The organism is Nostoc sp. (assembly GCF_036917395.1).
Taxonomy (GTDB): Bacteria; Cyanobacteriota; Cyanobacteriia; order Cyanobacteriales; family Nostocaceae; genus Nostoc.
In genome coordinates this window covers 37132-57934 of sequence record NZ_JBALDI010000086.1, presented here as the reverse complement: position 1 = coordinate 57934, position 20803 = coordinate 37132, and the positions used below count along the sequence as shown (strand labels likewise).

Sequence of the window (20803 nt, the reverse complement as noted above, 5' to 3'; positions counted from 1 at the left end):
CACGTTCGCGGAGCGTCTGGTAGAGAAGTGGTACGGTAAAGCTACTTCTCTGCGAGAGGCTGCGCCAACGACTACGCTACGAGACGCTCTTGCGTTCGCTAAGTACAAGTCAGTGACTACCTCCTGCCTTCTCATTCACCTTGTAGGGTGATTATAGTAACTTCTGGGCGGCAAAATAAGCGTCCTGGGAGGTAAGTTCCCAAACCACGATTGACATATAACTGATTTTTTCCTAGCCGATGGAAACCCTGTGCCCATTCCCAATGGCTGACTACAGAAACATTTACTTCTAAAAATGGGATTAGACGCCGCACTTTTTTGGGTATTTTTTTTACAACCTTTTCGTAAAACAAGGTCGCAGGGCCAATTCCGGGAATCACGATTTGACCACCGTGAGTATGACCAGATAATTGTAAATCAACTCGCCATGCTTGCAGTATCTCCGCAGTATCTGGGTTGTGGGATAAAACGATGCAGGGTGTGTCGGGGTTTAGTTGATTCATGACTAGTGCGGGGTGGAATTCCCGTGACCAACTATCCGCCAGTCCTACAAGTGGCAATTCTTTTCCAAGTGGATAGGCAATTTCGTTCCAAAGGACGTGAATTCCAATGCTAGTAAGGGCATCTGTAACTTCTGCTTTTGCGTGTCTGTGATATATATCGTGATTGCCAAGAATAGCATAGATACCACTGCGACTTTGCAGATGTTTGAGTCGAAGTACCAGTTGGTGAATCGGCGTCGGTTCCTCAGTTACGTAGTCACCAGTTAATAGAATTAAATCTGGTTTAGCTTCGTTAGTAGCTGCGATCGCTTTTTCTAACATGTCTTCCGACAGCCGCAAACCATCGTAGTGAAAATCTGACAACTGCACCAGCTTCTTACTTTGTAACGGTGCAGGCAACCCTGCAATCTTAACCGTCAATTTCTCTGTACTCAACGGTCCAGATAACAACCAATGCATAAGACGTTCAATAAAGCTCAATCATAGCGCTTACAGCTTAACTAAAAATTATCGGATTGTGGGTAGTAACCAATGCAACTTCTTGAAAATTTCATGAAAGCTGTAGATATTAGCGTATTTATACTTATTTAAATGATTTATCACTTTGCTGTTAATTTATGTCAGAGTATAGTGTATTTCTCTTAAGAGGGGAGATATAGATTCAACCCTGTGATTATGAACAGGAGTGATTGATATTACGTATATAAATAAACTCTACAGTCAGGGTTTGTTCGCAGAGTTTTTTCACATTTCCTCAGCTGCTTTTTTTAAGTTATAAGAGGGAAAACTTTATAGATACTCATCACATGTAGACTTGACAAAAAGCCAACTGATGTAGCAAGATTCATTTAAATCCCTTTCGTCCCACATCTCGAAGTGGGTAGGAGGCAATGCATAATTGGCAGTATTTCTTTAACCATGATCGCAGCAATCTAAATCAAGGCACTTACCGCTAAAAGTGCGATCGCAACCTTAACACTACTTACACCAATAGTTGAAAATAAACAAACATTTTGTCAGATAAGTCAAAATCTTGGGGAAATACCAGTTGGTGATGAAACTGCGATCGCCTCGTTAGTCCAAACCATAGAAACAACATTGAGCGAAGAAATAAATTTTTTCGCAATCATGGATTTAGGAAAAATTGCTGTGTGTAATTCAATTGTGATCGCTGCATTAGACCCAGCTAGAAGATACACTTAAAATTAGATAACAAGTAATCAGTTTTAAATTTTTACAATTTTAAGTATCTTGTCACGTGCTTCTTCAGGCGATTTCCCTTTTGTATAAACAACGAACTTTGCTAAGTCATAATTTGAATGATGCTTAACAAAATATTTGTTCAAATCAAACCCATTACTGACAATCCCACCATTGCGTTCGTTAAGTATTTGGATAGATTCTTCTAAATCGGGAGAAGGAAGAATCAACACAACATTTATATATGGCTCTAAAACTTGTTGCACCCGTCTGAAAAGTTCGTCATCTTCATAAACAGAATGGCCTGCACCAAAATCAATAATACAACTACTATATTCCGAAAGTACTCTTTCAACCGCGTAGGCTTCAAAGGGTTTCCAATAACGATAAATACCTTGAAATCCTTCTTTTTCTCTTATTTGCTTTGCCAACTGCTCATCATAATTTATTTCCTTATAATAATCTAGTCGTACATCGTCCATAGAACACTGTGGAATCCCTAACTTTTGAGCAAGGAGTCTTCCAAGGGTGCTTTTACCTGTACTAATTGGCCCAATAAGAATAATATCTAAAATCTTACGAGTCATTTTAAAAAGCCTGAAGATTAAAAACAACTCTGCTCAAATAAATAAGGCTTAGTTATAACTTCAACTCTTCACTCATCCGTTGTTCCAGCACATCCAATAACCCATCTACATCCTTCCCAGCTTGCTCAAAACAAATCGGTGGTGCTGGTTCCGGTACAAACTGAATTAACTTAATTTCACCCTTCCCAATCCCAATCATCACAACTTCCATTTCCGGCTTGTGATTCTCGACAATTCCCAAAATTTCTTGAAGTCGATTATCAACCTTATTATTTAAATTCTCTATCTGCTCTTTCGGACAATAAACAAAATGCGGCGTTGGTTGCAAATCAATACCAACAGTACCCTGACTGTCACCATTTGCTAACCATAATCCCCAAAACAGCGCTGCCAATTCTTGCTGATTTGCTTTGACAAACTTATCCAACTGGCGACGCCACTTAGTATCACCTGATTCTGGTTGACTATTACCAAAAAACATAAATAATTCGTAATGAAGACACAGACAATAGGCGAAACTTATCTTAAACCTGACTGTACACGCCAGAGGCCGGAATAAATACCGTCTTTCTCCAGCAATTGCTCATGGGTTCCCGACTCTACTAATTTCCCATGTTCCATAACATAAATGCAATCAGCATTGCGGATAGTTGAAAGACGATGAGCGATCGCAATTGTAGTTCTATCGACTGTAATCCGTTCGAGCGATCGCTGGATTGCCGCTTCTGTCTCATTATCCACTGCTGAGGTGGCTTCATCTAAAATCAGAATCGGGGGATTCTTCAAGACTGCGCGGGCGATCGCAATCCGTTGTCTTTGTCCACCAGATAACTTTTGTCCTCTTTCCCCCACAATTGTCTCATAACCTTGGGGCAGGTTAATAATAAATTCGTGCGCCTCGGCTATCTTCGCCGCCGTGATGATTTCTTGCTCTGTAGTCTCAAAGCTGCCATAAGCAATATTCTCTGCTATAGTGCCATGAAATAGAAAGACATCTTGACTCACCAAACCGATACAGCGGCGTAAATCTTGTAAATTTAAACTTTGCAAGTCAATGCCATCGAGAGTAATGCTTCCAGTTTGCACTTCGTATAACCGCAACAAAAGTTTGACTAAAGTGCTTTTCCCAGAACCCGTTGAACCGACAATTGCAATGGTTTTCCCCGCCGGAATATCCAAAGACAGATTTTTAATAACTGGAAATCTATCTTTATAGGCAAAATAAACATTTTTAAATTGTACTTCACCGCGCACGTTATCCACAGGTAACGTTACATCACCTGTATGAATAGTGATGGGAGTATCTAACAAATTCATGACTCGATTAGTAGAAGCCATTGCCCTTTGATATTGGTCAAAAGTTTCGCCTAATCTTGTTAAAGGCCACAGCAAGCGCTGGATTAAAAATACTAGTACGCTGTAAGTACCTACAGACATTCTTCCAGAAACTGCTGCCATCCCGCCATACAACAGTAATGCCGTGAACCCCACCAAAATCAGCATCCGAATTAACGGTACAAAAGCAGCAGAAAGAATAATTGCCTTGCTATTACTGCGGCGATAAGCGTCACTATCTAATTCCAAACGAGAGGCTTCATAAGTTTCGGCTGTGAAACTTTTAATAGTAGTAATTCCGCTGATATTGTTTGACAAACGCGAATTTAGGAAACCTACCTTTTCCCGGACATCAGCGTAGCGAGGTGCAAGTAGTCGTTGGTAGGCAAAGGAACCCCAAAGGATAAATGGCATTGGTGACAAAGCCATCCACGCCACATCAGGAGCCAAAATGAAAAAAGCAGCGCCAATAATTATAACAGTTGCGGAAACTTGGATAATATCATTTGCTCCCCCATCCAAAAACCGCTCTAATTGGTTAATATCATCACTGAGGATAGACATTAAACCGCCAGTGCTGCGTTCTTCAAAATAAGCCAATTCCAACTCTTGCAAATGTTTGTATGCATCCAAACGCAAGTCATGCTGAATATTCTGAGCCAAATTCCGCCAAAGTCGAGCGTAGGCGTACTCAAAAACAGATTCTAGTATCCAAATAATCACAGTGAGGAAGGAAATAATCAAAAATTGTTGAAAGACATCGCGTACCCCTAACTGGGCAATTATCGAATCCTGCTGCTTGACTACCACATCCACGGCGACGCCAATTAAGCCGGGTGGTGCCAAGTCGAAAAATTTATTGAGGATAGAATAAGTAGTTGCCAGCCAAATTTGTTTACGATACTGGTGTCCATACTCAAGCAAACGCTGGAGAGGATACTTTGAATGTTTACGCTTTCTTGATACCCGATGAGATTTTAATACAGTAGCCACGGCTTTTTGCGGTTTCGTGCAATTGATATTAACACAGAACAAAGTCCTAAGTGCTGAGTCGGAAGATTAAAGACTTAGTGGATGTTTTAAAAAAGTCTTTTGCTCTCATAGTTAGCACAGCGAAGTATCTCAGTACATAACTAAAACCTTAATTTTTCGTCGCACTTAATCCAGTGAAGAACAGCAAAATTATACCTTCCGGGACTTTTAAAACATCCTCTCATTAACCACTGCCAAAATAGCTTCATCTAAAATCCAAATGGGCGGATTCTTCAAGACAGCACGATACAAATTAATAACAATATAATTTTGGCTTTTTTTAGAGATGTCTATAATAAAGGAGCTTTTCCCTCCAGGCTCTTTGAGGTTGCGGGTATTATGCTTAATTGCCCGGATATCATATGACATCTATCTGTGTATCAACAAATTGTCTATGAGAGTTGAAATGGAATATGGCAATATCTGATATCCTCCAAGAACCACAGCGTCTAGGTAGCTTATTTAGTGGACTGCGTGGCGATTTGACAGGAGGACTGACAGCAGCAGTGGTAGCCTTGCCTTTGGCTTTAGCTTTTGCAGTGGCAAGTGGAGTAGAACCAAAAGCTGGACTTTATACGGCTATTGTGGCGGGAATTGTAGCAGCAATTTTTGGTGGTTCCTCAGTCCAGATTACAGGCCCAACAGGTGCAATGGCTGTGATTTTGGTGGGAATTGTCGCCAAGTACGGCATTGAGAAAGTTTGGATTGCTGGGGTGATGGCTGGGATTATCCAGATTGCCTTGGGGGTTGCCAAACTGGGACAGCTAGTGAAGTTTATTCCCTATCCAGTGACGGCAGGCTTTACCAATGGTACTGCCGTGATTATATTTTGTGGTCAATTAAATAATTTTTTTGGTTTACAACTACCGCGTAGTGAACATTTTCTGCCAGGAGTTTGGCAAAGTCTAAGTCATGTAGAAGTTTTAAACTGGGCTGCTGTTGGGTTGGCAATGGTAGTGATTGCAACCACGGTTTTGTGGCCCAAGATTAATTCTACAATACCAGGTTCTTTAATGGGGTTGGTGTTGGCAACAGCGATCGCTGCTTATTTCCATCTGGCTGTACCCACAATTGGCAGCATTCCGCAATCTTTACCGATGCCCCACGGTATTCCCCACTGGAATAATTTTAGGTTGATTCGGGAACTGATTAATCCGGCTTTGGCTTTAGCAGCACTGGGAAGTATTGAATCGTTGCTATCGGCGGTAGTGGCTGATGGGATGACGGTGAGCGAAAAACACAATAGCGATCGCGAATTAATTGGTCAAGGATTGGCAAATATCATTGTGCCATTTTTTGGTGGCATCCCCGCAACAGGTGCGATCGCTCGGACTGTTATCAATGTCCGTTCTGGCGCTAAAACCCGACTATCTGGGGTAATTCACGGCGTTGCCTTAGCCATTTTTATTTTAACTTTAGCACCCCTAGCAGCACAGATTCCTTTAGCAGCACTTGCTGGTATTCTGATAGTGGTTAGCACGCGGATGATTGAATGGAAAGCCATTGGTTTATTAATACATGCTACCTACTCCGACTTTGCTGTGATGATTCTCACCTGGCTAGTAACAATCTTGTTTGACTTAGTTCTGGCTGTAGAAGTGGGATTGATTGCAGCCGCAGTCTTATTCATCAAACGGATGAGTGAATTGAGCCTAGTCAAAATACCTGAAACCGAAGTATTTCCCCCTGGTACTCCTCTGGAATTAGGTAAGGAAATTGCCGTTTATCGGGTAGATGGCCCTCTATTTTTTGGTGCTGCTGAACGGTTTGTTACCTTCGTCCGCCATCAACCGGAAGTGAAGTATTTAATTCTAAGGTTGCGGTTTGTGCCAAATATGGACACAACTGGGTTAGTAGCCTTAGAGGATATTTACCACGACTTGGAACGGCACAATTGCCGCTTAATTCTCACAGGTTTACAACTCGAAGTCAAACAACTACTAGAACGTTCAGGATTGTTAAAAACAATTGGGTTATCAAATTGTTTTGAAACAACGACAGATGCAATTTGCTCTATCTCTCCTCAGATTGAAGGATGTTCTCAACCTGTCGCAACTGATTTGAAAACCAAAGAATTGATGGAATTAAATGAATGACAATATTTTCCCATCAAAATAGCAAAATAGATACCTGTAATCATAACTAAAACCTAATACTTATTATCGTTTTTAGATTAGGGTGTGTGATTAGATTACCCAATCAGAACCGTTAGGCTCACACATTGTGCTGTTAGGAGTACTGATAATAATCTACTGAGGTACTACAACATCCATACTTGCCTAAAGGTTGATGTTTATTCTATATTTTAGGAGATTATGAAAAAAATATGAGAAGATTTAACGGCAAAGTAAATGACTCCCCCAGAAAACAAACCTAGCTTACCAGAGGTTCACCGCAGTATTAGAGTCCCTAACAGCAGCGGCTTTTGGCGCAAGATGTTTGCTTATGCAGGACCAGGGTATCTGGTTTCAGTCGGATACATTGACCCTGGAAATTGGGCAACAGACATTGCTGGGGGGTCAAAGTTTGGGTACACTCTGTTAACAGTTATCCTGCTGTCAAGCTTGATGGCGATATTACTGCAATCTTTGTGTGTACGTTTGGGAGTTGCTACAGGGCGAGATTTGGCACAGGCTTGTCGGGACTATTTCAGCCGAAGGGTAAGCTTTTGTTTGTGGGTACTGTGTGAGATTGCGATCGCCGCTTGTGACTTAGCAGAACTATTGGGAAGTGCGATCGCACTGCAACTTTTATTCGGTATTCCCTTGATATGGGGTGTTTGCATCACAGCGCTGGATGTCCTGGTATTGCTAGTTCTGCAACATAAAGGCTTTCGCTACACAGAAGCCCTGGTAATAATGCTGGTAGCAACAGTAGGCATCTGTTTTGCAGCAGAAATTCTGTTTTCCCGCCCTGATTTGGGGGGAATTTTGTTGGGATATCTGCCCAAAAGAGAGATTTTACGGAATCCAGAAATGCTCTACATTGCTATCGGCATTTTAGGGGCAACAGTAATGCCTCACAACTTATATTTACACTCCTCAATTGTGCAAACTCGTGATTGGCAACCTAATACTGAAAAAAGATGGGAAGCAATTAAGTTTGGCACAATTGATTCAACTTTTGCTTTGTCATTAGCACTATTTATCAACTCAGCGATTTTAATTGTGTCTGCTGCAACATTTCATTTTTCTGGTAATCGGAATGTGGCAGAAATTCAAGGTGCTTATAAATTACTTTCACCATTATTAGGAGTTAGTGCTGCCAGTGCTATTTTTGGCATCGCTTTACTTGCTTCTGGGCAAAGTTCAACGCTGACTGCAACTCTGGCAGGACAAATTGTTATGGAAGGCTTTTTGCAATTTCGCTTTCCCTCTTGGTTACGCCGTTTAATAACCCGTCTGCTTGCCATCATTCCAGCGTTAATTACAATCGTTCTTTTTGGTGAAAAGAGTACAAGTAGGCTCATAGTTCTCAGTCAAGTTATCCTCAGCTTACAGTTACCATTTGCAGTGATTCCATTGGTGATATTTACAAGTAATCGCCGCTTGATGGGTGAGTTTGTGAATCCCTTGTGGTTAAAATCTTTAGCCTGGTTAGTTGCTATTGTGATCGTTGGCTTAAATGTTTGGTTGCTATTACAAAGTATTTTGGGATGACTGTTCCAAGTTCCCAGTTAAGATGAATTTTTAGCGATCGCACTTATAGAATTGGGCTGATCAGGCATTGCAATTGCGCTACTCAAATGCTACTCATTAAAAATGACCTATCGTCCACAACATTTTATCTTAAGGCATTATGCTTCTTTGAAAGTGATACAGTTTTTAATTCCCGTATTTAGGCACACTGAGGTGATACGTCATCGTCTAAGTTCGTAATTCCTGTGGCTTAATCTCCCAATCCTGTTTCTTAATTCTCTCACTTGCAAGCCGTGCCAGCTTTTCTGCAACTTTCCTAAAAACATTTCTGTTAGTGTAATCAGGAGATGGCTCAATTTGTGCGTGAGATGGATTGTCATCAGTTGCCCTTGGACAAACATCAATCTTGTAATCAAAAAGCGGTTTTCCTTTTTGATCGTTTTGAGAAATATTTATCATCCGAACTTCGCCAGTAATTAGACTCACGACACCATCATCTTGGTTTTTCTGTGTGCATTGCGGGTCATAACCACAAAGCTTTGCTCTGTTAACAGAAGGAGCTTGATTTCTATCTGTAAACGCTTGTGAGCTAAGTTCTAATCCAGATTCCCCAATACGGTAATATTTGTCTAATCCACGGAAAATGCACCGATACAATAGCTCATCATCTGTAACCACATCGCTCACTGCAAACCTCTATGAAACTAGCCATTTCCAGAGAGCCGTAAGTTCAGCAAGTGATGAAGACGTGCCGTCTTCCATTTCATTGTCAATGTCAGTCCCCCAAACTTTGATGTACTCTGCGGTATTTCCCAGAATATAAACAGTTAACTTTTTGGTTTCGTGCCACCATTCAAAAACTATTTCTGAGTCAAAGCTCAGATTTACCAGTGGTTCACCCCACCACATTTGATTAGCAGCAACAATCGTGCGTAGTTGCTTCAACCATTCTATGGCGTATTTATAAGTTTCATTGTCAGATCCAAGTTCAGCAATTCTTCCGTGAGTTTTGTGAGCTGGTGAATAGCTCCAGCTTGAAAGTTCCAGGACTGCATAATTATCAGATTGCTCAGAGATAGCTTGGACCCTTTGAACTGAAGAAGCAGCTATCTTAGACCGATATTTCCAACTCCCCACGGTTGATGTTCTGTCTGTCGCAAGAATAACAAGATTGGAGTTTTGTCCAACCGATGCACTTTGTAAGCCTTCTGCTGATTGAGAAAGCGGAAGTAGGGTTAATTTGCCGCGTATCTGAGATAGCGCTGTTGTCTCGGAATTGCGACGATCGTCTTTTATGTAATAGGCGGCTTTACTTGACATCGAATAACTCCCTTGTGCGATCGGTAATCAAACTCTCAAAGACTTGTCCTTCTCTACTCTTTAATTCATGTAAATTAGAAAGTACTTCCTCAAAAGATAGAGGCTTTTCTACCCAGGCTTGAGAAATGTCCAAATCAAGTATAAATACAACTTCTCCAGGTTGCGGTTCGGAATCCGATAAGGTTATTGCTAATCTAGCTGGAATATCTTCATAAATTAATTCAGTTCGCGTCACAAATTCTGAGATGTGACTTGGAACGCTATCCGGTAACTGAGGATATATATTGACATAATCACTAAGGTCAATTGCCTGATCGGGAGATGAAATAACTATTCGATTTATGTAGCGAAGAGAAATACGGGTTATGCCAACAGGTTTAACAACTTCTAAATACAATTGAAGTGCCTGCTCGATTCTCTTACTAAATTCATCCCAGCCTTCATAAGGGCGAAGGCTATGGATGCTCAGTAGATTGGGCCCAACGCCTACTAATTTTGTGCCATCGGCGGAAGGAAACAAAAACTTGGGCAAGTCTTGTGTTACCGTAACTTCAGGGTTTACAGCCTGCATCCGCGAAAATTTAAATTCCGTTGCTATTGAGTTTTGCTCGCGTGGCTCACCTGTGTATAAATCTCTTATTTTTTCATAGAACAAGCCTGGCACTGTAAAATTCCATACTTGTCCAGGAGCAAAGCGAAACTCACAGACCGCCTCTTCTATTGGTGGATTAAAATACTGACGGCGTGTCATAAATTACTCAAGTGCGGTATAACCTCACGTTTTACTAAGCTACAAATTTAAGACTAAAAATAACGATTCTTGTTTACTAATCTTAAGATATCTAAGTCTGTCCTTATAAAAAGTTTTTCACGCTCCTCAATGCCCAATTGTTAGAGTGAAGGAACAGATTGAACAGATTCCTTAGCAATCCAATGTTGTGCTGCAAGTTATGAAGGGGTAAAGCCATGAACCATATCAAGCGAACAATAGCCCTCTTGGGAATAACGAGTGTACTGAGTGTAATGCCTGCTGTTTATGCACAAGAAGCACAAATACCTCTGAATCGGGCGAACTTTCAAGATTACTATAACCAAGGGGTGCAAAAGCTTGAGCAAGGCAACTTCAAAGGAGCGATGTCTGACGACAAGCCGCTACGCGTCTACGCAGATTTTGACTCTGTAGTGCGGCTGAATCCACGATTCTATGAAGGTTTTTGCCTTCGAGGTTTGGCTAAATCTCAATTAAAAGACTTCAGTGCAGCAATTACTGACTTTAACCTAGCGCTGCGTTTAAATCCCAACCATATAGATGCTTATAATGGTCGGGGAATCTCTCATGTAGAACTAGGAGATTTTCAGAAAGCCATTGCCGACTTTAATCAGACAGTGAAAATTGATCCAACCTCACAAGATGGTTATTACAATCTAGGACTAGCCCATTTTAGACAGGGAAATCATCAACAAGTGATTCCTTCGGACAGCTTCGCTAACGCAAACTTTAACCAAGCACTAAAAATAAATCCCAACCTAGCTGATGCTTACGGCAATCGAGGACTGGCAAAATATGCTTTAGGAGATAGTAAGAGTGCGATCACAGACCTTCAAGAAGCTGCAAGATTATTTCTTAAAAAAGGTGATACCCAAGCTTATCAACAAACACAAGCCCTGATTCAGCAAGTTCAGCGTTAGTAATTTGTTCAGGGTAATATAGAAGCGTTAAGAAACCCGCTTTCCTTGCAAATCAGGTTCAGATAAATTTAAATGCTCAGAGTGATTTAGATTTAACTGAGTAATACCAATTTAATATGAAGCTGCATAGAATAGAGCTTCCAAGATAAAGTTATAAAGAGAGCTTAATCATCAACAGGATGTAAATAACATCAGTTCTAATACTGGTATACCAGTAAATATAATCGAGTCTGTCAGGACGCATTTATTCTTATAAGAACATGTTACTCCAGATGGAATAATGCGTTTTGAAGCAGATCCAACAATTTCACAACTATGGGTAAAAGCTGGTAACCAAGAATTACATGGCAACGAGCTTGCAGGATTTAAGCGAATTGTTGCACACGAGTATGTTGAGCTAGCTTTAATGAAAAATGGTCTTCCTTATAAAGGCACTCCGCAAAATCCAGGAGTTCATGAACTTGCACCTCATGCAGACTATGCTAAATCACCATTTGCACATTGGAAATCTCAGAAATACCCAATATTGGAAGATGTAGATATATTAGATTAAAGCAATTTTGAAGAAAACTAAGATGCCGCATAAAAGATAGAAGTAATTAGATATGGATAGTGAAAACGAAATTAATAAAGCTATTCAACGGCTTAAGCAAGTAAAGTGGTTTAACGATTCATATGATTACAATCAAGAAACTTGTAAGCTTCTGGTGCGTGAATGGCTGCGTCGGATGGCTCTCTGGGGTAAAGCTTTAAATGCGACTCAGAAATGGCCATTTATCAGCATAGTTGATGAAATATTTGGCGAGTGGGAAATTTCCGAACCAGTTATGATCGAAATATTTAGTGAGCAGGAAATTTCCGAATCCGTTCTTGCAGAAATTACTGTGTTTCTGCAAGAACGTGTGAACATTTACACTACTATTGCATCTCTTTGGTATGTACGTTGGTCAGGTGTTAAAAACCAAAGAGAGGTTAGTCAGTTTAATCTCCCCGATCCCTACGAACCGCTAATCGTCTTCTTCGAGCTTGGAGGTTGGTTGCGAAAAGAGCAGAAATTTTTAGACGGCATAATGATTGATATTGACAATTGGAAAGAATATGATTTGTTAGAACCATTCATTTGTCTAGAGCAAGAAAGTAACTTGTAACAAGATTGTTTTTTTAGTTTCATACCAAATAATGTTCACATCAAAATCAAAAAATGGGATCGCAAAGATTCGACCTCTACCATTGGCAAAACAACAGTTGCGATCGCTGACTGTAATATTAGGCTAAATGACTTTAAAATCAACAAAAATAAGCATTATGAGCATTATCATCTTCGGCAGCATAAATATAGACTTGGTAGCAACAGCACCCCGGTTGCCAGTCGCAGGAGAAACGTTGCTAGGAGAAGACTTTTTTCAAGTTTCAGGAGGTAAAGGAGCCAATCAAGCCGTAGCATTAGCAAGATTGGGAATTCCTACCCAAATGGTGGGGCGTGTAGGTGCAGACAGTTTTGGTGTGGAACTTGTCAACAATTTGCAAGCATCTGGTGTGCAGATTGACAATATTTTCGTGGATAAGACTGTTAGTTCTGGAGTTGCCATCATTGCCGTAAATCATGCTGGTGAAAATCAAATTATTGTAATTCCTGGTGCAAATGGGTGTGTCAATCAAGAAGATGTAGAACGATTGTCCCATTTATTACCAGAAGCTACAGCACTGCTTTTACAATTAGAAATTCCGATTACTGCCGTGATTGCAGCCGCTAAAGCCGCAAGAAAAACTAAAATAACCGTAATTCTCGACCCTGCACCCGCACAATCTGATTTCCCAGATGAACTTTACCCGTTGGTGGACATTATTACACCAAATGAAGTTGAAGCCGCGCAGTTAGTCGGTTTTCCTGTGGATGGAGAAGAACTTGCAGCCAAAGCAGCTGGAGTTTTATTACAACGGGGTGTGAAATGTGCGATCGTTAAACTGGGTGCTAAAGGTGTTTTTTGTGCCACTGCTGAGGAAAAGTTTTTTGTACCAGCGTTTCCAGTTCATGCGATTGACACAGTAGCTGCTGGCGATGCTTTTAATGGCGGCTTAACGGCAGCACTTTTTGAAGGACTTTCTTTACATCAGGCAGTTGTTTGGGGTGCAGCAACAGGTGCTTTGGCGACAACAAAACCAGGCGCACAAACTTCGCTACCGGATAGGTTTACATTTGATGCGTTTCTTAAGGAAAGGGCATCTGTAAGAAGTTAGAAGAAAGCGCCTTTTGTCAATTAATTAAAATACTCAAAATATTCTTAATAATAAGATGTACCAATCAATGCCAATAAAAAGCCCTCAAGGCAAGATGAGGGCTTGGCACTTTTTTGCTAGATATCGGCTCAATCCTTTCTATCCACGAGCAAGCGTAATCTGAGCAGCGTCAAAGTCTTGTAGCCGAGTCATGTTTCCACTGTTCTTATCTACGCTATACACAACATTAGGTGTCTCATACCTCAGCGCTCCAAAAGCGATGAGTTGACCTGTTGCAGAGCAAACTAAGCTTTGTAAGCCATTATTCCATACTTTACCATTAAGTTTCAATTGTGCCAGTCTGATCGGATTTTTTTGATTTGAATCTAGCTGCACCAGAGTTGTTTCACCACCTGATCCAACTAAGGACGTATAGAGTTTTCCATCTGGGGATTCAGCTAGATTGCTGACTCGCTCATCGTTCGGTAATTTTACTTTACTAATAACACTGATCTCTCCTGTTTCAAGGTCAATATCTACCAATTTGATCGGCGGTGTACCGTTCTTCTTATTTACTAGACCGAGGAGTCGCCCATCATTAGTGCCTACCAAGCTCCCAAGCTGTTGAGTCTGTTTAAGTCCTGAAACTATCAAAGTTTTTACTGGCGTACTCAAAAATGTAATGCGAGTAGGTGTCTTCTCTCTCTTACTAGCGCTAACAGGAGTAACGGCTACAACAAGTGTGCCATCGCTTAAAGAAGTGAAGCCACTCAATGTCTCGTTAGCCTCTACTAAAGGTTTAACGCGATCGCTAACTGTGCCATTACTTGAAGGAGTGATGCCACTCACTATCTTGTTAGTCAAATCTGTAATGCGATCGGTAAGTGTGCCATCGCTTAAAGAAGTGAAGACATTCAATGCATCATTAGACTTTACTAAAGCTGTACCGTGCTGGGCAAGTATCTGAGAGACTAGTGGACTTACAAGCTGAACCTTTCCTGTATTTGAGGATTGCAAACCAAAGGATTCCAAAACTAGTCCTTGCCCTACAGGCTTAATATCTGTGACTACATTGTCTGAGGCAGTGCTGTCTAATTCAGTGGTGTTTACCTCTGGAATAGCCGTTTGGTCAGTGCTGATGATAGAGCCAGAACCTATACCTATAATTTTAAAACTTGGTGTTTGCGCCAAGGCTTTGTTAGTTATATAACTAAGTCCAGATACTATAGTTCCAGCAAGTGCCAACTGGCCAAACTTTCGACGTGATACCTTGTAATTCATATTTCTACTCCTAGAATTAATGACTTTTATTGAGTAAAATGCAGTGTATTGAACATTAACGTCTAAGAGGATATTTTAAAAGTCCTAAAAGCTATAATTTTGCTGTTCTCACTTGGGTTAACTTCGATGATAAATCAAGCTTTTCGCCATGTACTGAGATACCTTGCTGTGCTAACTAGGAGAGCAAAAGACCCTTTTAAAATATCCTCTAATGCTAAAATAATCGCGTCCAGGTTGCTACTGATGGTGTTCCATTATTGTCACTAATAAAAAGCATGTACCAGCCTGGTGGCGCTATATTTCGATTGTTTGTTACCGTGACATTGAGAGAAGTCGCGTTCCGAGAATTAATCGGTAGATCCACTAACCTTTGTTCTGTATCGCAGGAATGAGTGGTTGCCATTGGTCTAATTAGACTAACCCATTTAATATTCCCAGCCTGGGGTGTCTGAATTGTAAATTGCAGCCCGTAGCTCAATGTTTGAGGAGCGCTCTGAATGATTGGTCGTGACCGCGACATATACGCAGGACTGTAAATTTCTAATCGCAGTTCATTGACAGTCCGCGCGGGGTTACCTCCAGCTGTGGCTACCCTACCATCTGGCAGAAGCAAGGCCACTGAGTGATATACGCGGGGGACATTTTGTTTAGCTACTACTGTCCAAGTATTTGTGGCTGGATTGTAGATTTCTGCTGGCAGCATTGATTGTTTTGTGTCTTCACTCATTTTGCTGCCATTGCAAACAAACACTGTGCGATCGGGCAACAAAACTGCGCTCAGATGCATCCGAGCATAGTTTAGAGACTTTGCTGCTACGTAAGTTGGGTTAGTAGCTTTTAAATCTACAATATTTACCCTGTTTGTTGCTGTAGTATTATTACCCCCACCGATAATCATGACTTTTTGGTCTTGTGCTGGTGGTAAAAGCACACTGGTAGCTTGGTTACCGTAATCTGGGTTTTGCAGTCCTGGCACCACTTTTTCTGTCATGCTTTGCGTAAATGTTCCTGGCACGGTTAGTATCCTTGGCGCTACTCCATAGTTGCCGCCCATCTGAGCACCTGAATAAAAGATGTTTCCATTACTTAGTAAAAATAAGTTCGCGTATTCTGCGATAGAACTAGTTGCTGGAAAAGCGTTCCAACCATTTGGAAATGTAACAGAATAAATTTCTGGTTGTCTGTTGAGCTTGCCATCTTTATCCGGTCCAGACAGTGCAAAGATCCGACCACTGCCAAGTGTTAACACAGTAGGATACCACCGGCCATTATTCATTGATGGCTTCTTGACCCATTTTTCGGTAATGGGATCAAACATTAGAGCAGAGGGTGAACCACAAAATGGGTCATAGCGCAGAGTTCCACCCGCAACCATTAACAGACCCTCAGAACGGAAGGAGTGACCAGCGCAAAAAAGGTCAATAGGTTGATTATTATCATCCAATGGAGGCGCTTGACGGGAAAAGGTTCCTTTAGTCACATCCCAAACCACACTGTCATAAGGAGTATTTAACCGAGCTGGATCATTACCCGAACCGCAGAAAAAGAATATTTTACCAGTGCGAAGTAAAGCGGCATGCATAGGTAGGATTGGAGCGCTGTACGACAATACTTGCCATTTGTCTGTGGTAGTAGCCTGAGCGATGAAAGTCCCTACATCCGTTTTCTCTTGAAGGTCAGTTTTATTAGGTTGAGTCACTTTATTTACAATTATTCCTACGTAAGTTCTATGTTTTTGTTCTTTATTTCAGTAATTTCACTATTATATTTATCCTTTTTTAGGCTTATTTAATATTAAGATGTGATGTGTTTTATAACAAGATAATGTTAAATCCGTTTAATTAATAGTAATTACACTGTTAATCATCCATGCTGTCGAGTATCTAATTAAGCCTTCACTGGGTTTTTGAGGTAAGACTGAACGATGCTTTTAAATACGATGCATAAACACCAAACAGCCTGCCATTGCACATCACTGGCTTAAAAATTGTGTTTCCGACCTCGATTTATGACTAGGTTTTAAACACTATTACTTATTGATAAATGGTTGATAATCTTAAATTTATTATCAGTATAGTTTTATACATAAATTTTATAGAATTAAGAGGATCACGACATCCGCATTAAGACCTTTACTAAATTGATTGGTAATTTACTACAGTAGATACACGAATTAAACTGGGGAAAGGAGGTTTTTTGGAAGCAATGCTTAGACTCAGTTTGAGATGTGGCGATCGCTTTTGGCTGCGATCGCTCCTTTGAGACGATTAGCTGAGAAATTTTTCGCAATCAGCATGATACAAAGTATAGGGAAAGCGTAGTAAAGTAAAGTAGTAAAACTCAGAGTGGGTTGTAAGCATGGAAACCTACTTAGGAGAAACAGTGGTAACGTCAATCGCTGCCAAAGCAAGATTGTTGCCATGAGCAACTCAACTCCAATGGATAACGAGAAAAATCCCCCAAAGAAAAAGGGCAAGACACTCCCTCCCAAGCTGAGCATCTGGCTGGGAAAGTTTGTTTGGACGACTATGTGGCAGATCATGATGTCAAAGCTTGCTCCTAGCAATCAGTCGGGAGCGTATATTCGTCCTCATAGCCAGTTTCGGAAGTTCATCGGTAAAGAAGAGGGAAATCCGCACCCACCAGCAGAGGGACGCTACAAACTCTATGTTGGGCTGGGCTGTCCTTGGGCGCACCGAACCTTAGTAGTGCGATCGCTCAAAAAACTCGAAGCGGTAATATCAATATGTATCGTCTCTCCTTCTCCCATTGAAGGCGGTTGGATATTCAACGAGGAAGAAGAAGGTTGTCGCACACTGGCTGAATTTTATCAGCTGGCAGAACCTGGTTACAGTGGACGTTCTACAGTTCCAATTTTATGGGATAACCAAACAAAAGCTATCGTCAATAATGAGAGTTCAGAGATTATCATCATGCTGAACTCTCAGTTTAACGAGTTTGCCAATAATCCCACACTCGATCTCTACCCAGAAGCACTCAAAGAAAAGATTGACTGGTGGAATGAAAAGATTTATCACGCGGTAAATAACGGTGTGTATCGCTGCGGTTTTGCCCAAACCCAGTCAGCATACAATCAAGCCTGTAATGAACTGTTCGCAACTCTCGATGAGATTGACATAGCATTGCAGAATAATCGATATCTGTGTGGGGACAATCTCACACTCGCAGATGTGCGTTTATTCACGACGTTATTTCGGTTTGATAGTGCCTACTATGGGTTGTTTAAGTGCAATAGGCAGCGAATTCGAGACTATCAGAACCTTGGAGCTTACTTACGTGATCTATATCAGCTTCCAGGTGTAGCTGACACCTGCGATGTCGAGAGTGTGAAGCGGGACTACTACGGGAACCTATTCCCACTCAATCCAGGCGGAATCATTCCTGATGGGCCTGATATGTCTTATCTTGATCAACCACATGGTCGCGATCGCATTGGCAAATTCAGTAGGGCTGAGGGCTGAGTAAGAAGTAGTACTTATGAATCTTCCCACTTAGCACTGTTTCGGTGAATGCCTCATAAGGTAGATTGAAAACTGATACCTCAATGGCTGCATTCCAAAGTTGGTGTAATCGTGAACCAGATTAATCGAGTTGCAATTGTCGGTGGAACTCATGGCAATGAGTTTACGGGGGCCTACTTAATCCAAAAATTTGCCCAGTTTCCCGACTTGATTACTAGACCAAGTTTTGAGACAGTTGCTCTGTTAGCAAATCCTAACGCTTTTGCGGGGGGGAGGCGATATATAGAGAAGGATTTAAATCGCTGTTTTCTCAAGCAAGATTTACAAGATCCGACTCTGAGCAGTTATGAAGAATTGCAAGCTAAATCAATCCAAAATAGACTAGCATCAACTGTAGATAAAGCAGATTTCATTTTAGACTTGCACAGCACTACAGCTAATATGGGTCTGACAATTATTTTGGTGAACAGTCATCCCTTAAACTTGAAATTGGCTGCTTATTTAAGCCAGATTAATCCTTTGGTTAAGGTTTATCGCTGCTCTTTCAAATCAGTTGAAGAAAACCCATTTGTAAATTCCCTGTGCGAATTAGGCTTTGCGATCGAGGTTGGCCCCATTGCCCAAGGTATTTTAAAAGCGACACTGTTCCAACAAACACAGGAACTTGTTTATGCGATTCTCGACTATCTAGAAAGGTTTAATCAGGGTGAAATTCCATCAACTGAGGAAACGTTGATTCTCTATGATCATTTATCAGTTGTGGACTATCCAAAAAAACAGGATGGGACAATCTTTGGGATGATTCATCCAGAACTTCAGGACAAGGATTATCAAGCCTTAAATCCAAAAGAGCCAATATTTTTAACTTTTGATAATAAAACAATTCTTTATGAAGGGACATCTACCGTTTGGCCGATTTTTATTAATGAGGCAGCTTACTACGAAAAGGGAATTGCAATGTGTTTGACTCAGAGGCAGCAAATCAATATTTTAGGATGTTGAGAAAATTTTTTGTATAATCGCTTTTTATTGAAAGTGATGATATAAATTGAACATCAGAATCTAGAAAATATGCTGCTTCTAATTTATAAGTTCTGTAGCTGGTGCGCCGCCCAATAGCCTGTCATAAACATCGCTAAAAAATGTGGATTAAACAAAATCCCAAATTTCTATTTAGTAAGGTGCGTTAGTCTAATACATAATGCACCATCTCAATACTTTCGGTGTCGGACTCTCCGTACTAACACACCCTACTAAAGTTGCTGAAGATTAAATCCGTATTCCTAAGACTTACTTAAATTTACGCTTAAAATCGTCCAAATACTTAAACTCATAATGAAAACGAAGCGACCAAGAAACAAACCAATAGCCAGTCTTTCTTTAGACTTGGATAATATTTGGTCTTATCTAAAAAATCAGGGCGCTTTGGGTTGGGAGACTTTCCCCTCTTACTTAGATATTGCAGTCCCTCGTTTCTTAGATATTCTCCAGCAATGGAATTTGACAATCACAGTATTCATTGTGGGTCAGGATGCAGCGCTGGAAAAGAACACCAAGGCATTAGAAGCGATCGCTAGCGCTGGTCACGAAATTGGCAATCACTCATTTTACCATGATCCTTGGCTACATCTGTATTCAGAGGATGAGATTGAACAAGAGGTGGCTTTGGCTGAAGAACATATCAAGCGTGTCACTCGTCAACATCCTATTGGCTTCCGAGGGCCTGGATACAGTTTTTCTCCTGCGGTATTGAGAGTCTTAGCACGACGGGGATACGAATATGATGCTTCGACTTTTCCCACATTTTTAGGGCCAATAGCACGAGCGTATTATTTGATGACCTGTAAACTGAGCAAGGAAGAACGCAAGAAACGGAAAGCCCTGTTTGGCAGTTTCAAAGACGGTTTGCAGCCTTTGAAAGCTTACCAGTGGCACATGGGTAAGGATAAACTCACTGAGATTCCCGTTACCACAATGCCAATTTTTAAGGTGCCAATTCACTTCAGTTACATAATGTATCTGAGTACATTTTCTTCGGAAGTGGCGTTACTCTACCTGCGAATTGCCCTATGGCTGTGTAAAATAACACGCGTCCAGCCTTCTTTGCTACTCCATCCTACAGACTTTTTAAGTCAAGAGGATGTGCCAGAACTATCATTCTTCCCTGGAATGAGTGTTCCCACCTACAAAAAGCTAGCAGTAGTAAACAAAAGTTTGGAACTTATATCCAGTCAGTTCAATGTTTTGACTGTTGGACAACACGCCAAATTCGTAGCAGGCGTCCGTCAACTACCTGTATTAGTGCCTCAAAAGAGGTAAAAATATGATCTATAGGATTTATCAGTGTAATTTGTATCCTTAATTACAGGCAAAATTAACTTTTGCGATGTCCAATCAGATTTTTAAGACTTGTCTAGGTTTTGAATAGTAATCAGTTCTCTTGAAAGCAGCTGACATTTACTAGCAAGAATGTGTAAAGTAATTGAGAGTTAATCATTATCTCTAATATTTGACACATC

The 20803-nt window shown here is 40.9% G+C and carries 19 protein-coding genes; 9 read left to right on the top strand and 10 right to left on the bottom strand.

The window, feature by feature from the left end:
• Window positions 1-131 precede the first annotated feature (131 nt).
• From V7K46_RS30890 to V7K46_RS30875, 4 genes are all read right to left on the bottom strand, one after another.
• Window positions 132-962: a metallophosphoesterase gene (locus tag V7K46_RS30890; RefSeq protein WP_335120107.1), complete on the bottom strand. Its 831-nt coding sequence runs from the start codon at window positions 960-962 to the stop codon at window positions 132-134.
• Window positions 963-1729: 767 nt separating this feature from the next.
• The gene (locus V7K46_RS30885) at window positions 1730-2290 is read right to left on the bottom strand and encodes a shikimate kinase (protein ID WP_335120105.1); all 561 of its coding nucleotides are present in this window, start codon (window positions 2288-2290) and stop codon (window positions 1730-1732) included.
• 52 nt (window positions 2291-2342) lie between these two features.
• The gene (gene ccmS / locus V7K46_RS30880) at window positions 2343-2771 is read right to left on the bottom strand and encodes a beta-carboxysome assembly chaperone CcmS (protein WP_335120103.1); all 429 of its coding nucleotides are present in this window, start codon (window positions 2769-2771) and stop codon (window positions 2343-2345) included.
• A gap of 38 nt (window positions 2772-2809) precedes the next feature.
• Complete coding sequence (locus V7K46_RS30875; RefSeq protein ID WP_335120101.1) at window positions 2810-4618, bottom strand: ABC transporter ATP-binding protein; 1809 nt, start codon at window positions 4616-4618, stop codon at window positions 2810-2812.
• A gap of 452 nt (window positions 4619-5070) precedes the next feature.
• On the opposite strand from V7K46_RS30875, the gene V7K46_RS30870 reads away from it, so the two are divergent.
• Both V7K46_RS30870 and V7K46_RS30865 read left to right on the top strand, forming a co-directional pair.
• Window positions 5071-6753: a SulP family inorganic anion transporter gene (locus tag V7K46_RS30870; RefSeq protein ID WP_335120099.1), complete on the top strand. Its 1683-nt coding sequence runs from the start codon at window positions 5071-5073 to the stop codon at window positions 6751-6753.
• A gap of 255 nt (window positions 6754-7008) precedes the next feature.
• Window positions 7009-8316, top strand: coding sequence for an Nramp family divalent metal transporter (locus tag V7K46_RS30865; RefSeq protein WP_335120097.1), 1308 nt, complete (start codon window positions 7009-7011; stop codon window positions 8314-8316).
• Between the two features lie 207 nt (window positions 8317-8523).
• On the opposite strand, the gene V7K46_RS30860 is transcribed toward V7K46_RS30865, so the two are convergent.
• Genes V7K46_RS30860 through V7K46_RS30850 form a run of 3 tightly spaced genes read right to left on the bottom strand, consistent with a single transcriptional unit; the run spans window position 8524 to window position 10366 of the window.
• On the bottom strand, window positions 8524-8982 hold the full coding sequence (locus tag V7K46_RS30860) for a hypothetical protein (protein WP_335120095.1): 459 nt from the start codon (window positions 8980-8982) through the stop codon (window positions 8524-8526).
• Window positions 8983-8991: 9 nt separating this feature from the next.
• The gene (locus tag V7K46_RS30855) at window positions 8992-9615 is read right to left on the bottom strand and encodes a hypothetical protein (RefSeq protein WP_335120093.1); all 624 of its coding nucleotides are present in this window, start codon (window positions 9613-9615) and stop codon (window positions 8992-8994) included.
• Window positions 9605-10366, bottom strand: coding sequence for a TIGR04255 family protein (locus tag V7K46_RS30850; RefSeq protein WP_335120091.1), 762 nt, complete (start codon window positions 10364-10366; stop codon window positions 9605-9607). The genes V7K46_RS30855 and V7K46_RS30850 overlap by 11 nt, the downstream gene beginning before the upstream one ends.
• A 215-nt stretch (window positions 10367-10581) precedes the next feature.
• Between V7K46_RS30850 and V7K46_RS30845 the strand changes: the two genes are divergently transcribed.
• From V7K46_RS30845 to rbsK, 4 genes are all read left to right on the top strand, one after another.
• On the top strand, window positions 10582-11304 hold the full coding sequence (locus V7K46_RS30845; RefSeq protein ID WP_335120089.1) for a tetratricopeptide repeat protein: 723 nt from the start codon (window positions 10582-10584) through the stop codon (window positions 11302-11304).
• Between the two features lie 280 nt (window positions 11305-11584).
• Window positions 11585-11857 carry a hypothetical protein gene (locus tag V7K46_RS30840; RefSeq protein ID WP_335120087.1) on the top strand — a complete coding sequence of 91 codons (273 nt, stop codon included), beginning with the start codon at window positions 11585-11587 and terminating at the stop codon, window positions 11855-11857.
• Between the two features lie 52 nt (window positions 11858-11909).
• Complete coding sequence (locus V7K46_RS30835; protein WP_335120085.1) at window positions 11910-12452, top strand: hypothetical protein; 543 nt, start codon at window positions 11910-11912, stop codon at window positions 12450-12452.
• 157 nt (window positions 12453-12609) lie between these two features.
• On the top strand, window positions 12610-13542 hold the full coding sequence (gene rbsK / locus V7K46_RS30830) for a ribokinase (protein WP_335120083.1): 933 nt from the start codon (window positions 12610-12612) through the stop codon (window positions 13540-13542).
• A 138-nt stretch (window positions 13543-13680) separates the two neighbouring features.
• Here the strand turns inward: rbsK and V7K46_RS30825 are convergent, their stop codons facing one another.
• The 3 genes from V7K46_RS30825 to V7K46_RS30815 form a co-directional block, all read right to left on the bottom strand.
• A complete protein-coding gene (locus V7K46_RS30825) occupies window positions 13681-14802 on the bottom strand; it encodes a hypothetical protein (RefSeq protein WP_335120081.1) in 1122 nt (373 codons plus the stop codon).
• A gap of 214 nt (window positions 14803-15016) precedes the next feature.
• Entirely contained in the window at window positions 15017-16501 is a 1485-nt protein-coding gene (locus V7K46_RS30820; protein ID WP_335120078.1) for a galactose oxidase-like domain-containing protein, read from the bottom strand.
• Window positions 16502-17017: 516 nt separating this feature from the next.
• The gene (locus V7K46_RS30815) at window positions 17018-17224 is read right to left on the bottom strand and encodes a hypothetical protein (RefSeq protein WP_335120076.1); all 207 of its coding nucleotides are present in this window, start codon (window positions 17222-17224) and stop codon (window positions 17018-17020) included.
• Between V7K46_RS30815 and V7K46_RS30810 the strand changes: the two genes are divergently transcribed.
• The 3 genes from V7K46_RS30810 to V7K46_RS30800 all read left to right on the top strand — a co-directional run bounded on the left by V7K46_RS30810 (window position 17223) and on the right by V7K46_RS30800 (window position 20603).
• Window positions 17223-18284, top strand: coding sequence for a glutathione S-transferase family protein (locus tag V7K46_RS30810; RefSeq protein WP_335120074.1), 1062 nt, complete (start codon window positions 17223-17225; stop codon window positions 18282-18284). The genes V7K46_RS30815 and V7K46_RS30810 overlap by 2 nt on opposite strands.
• A 111-nt stretch (window positions 18285-18395) precedes the next feature.
• The gene (locus V7K46_RS30805; protein ID WP_335120072.1) at window positions 18396-19286 is read left to right on the top strand and encodes an aspartoacylase; all 891 of its coding nucleotides are present in this window, start codon (window positions 18396-18398) and stop codon (window positions 19284-19286) included.
• Window positions 19287-19619: 333 nt separating this feature from the next.
• Window positions 19620-20603, top strand: coding sequence for a polysaccharide deacetylase family protein (locus V7K46_RS30800; protein ID WP_335120070.1), 984 nt, complete (start codon window positions 19620-19622; stop codon window positions 20601-20603).
• The last annotated feature ends 200 nt before the right edge of the window (window positions 20604-20803 follow it).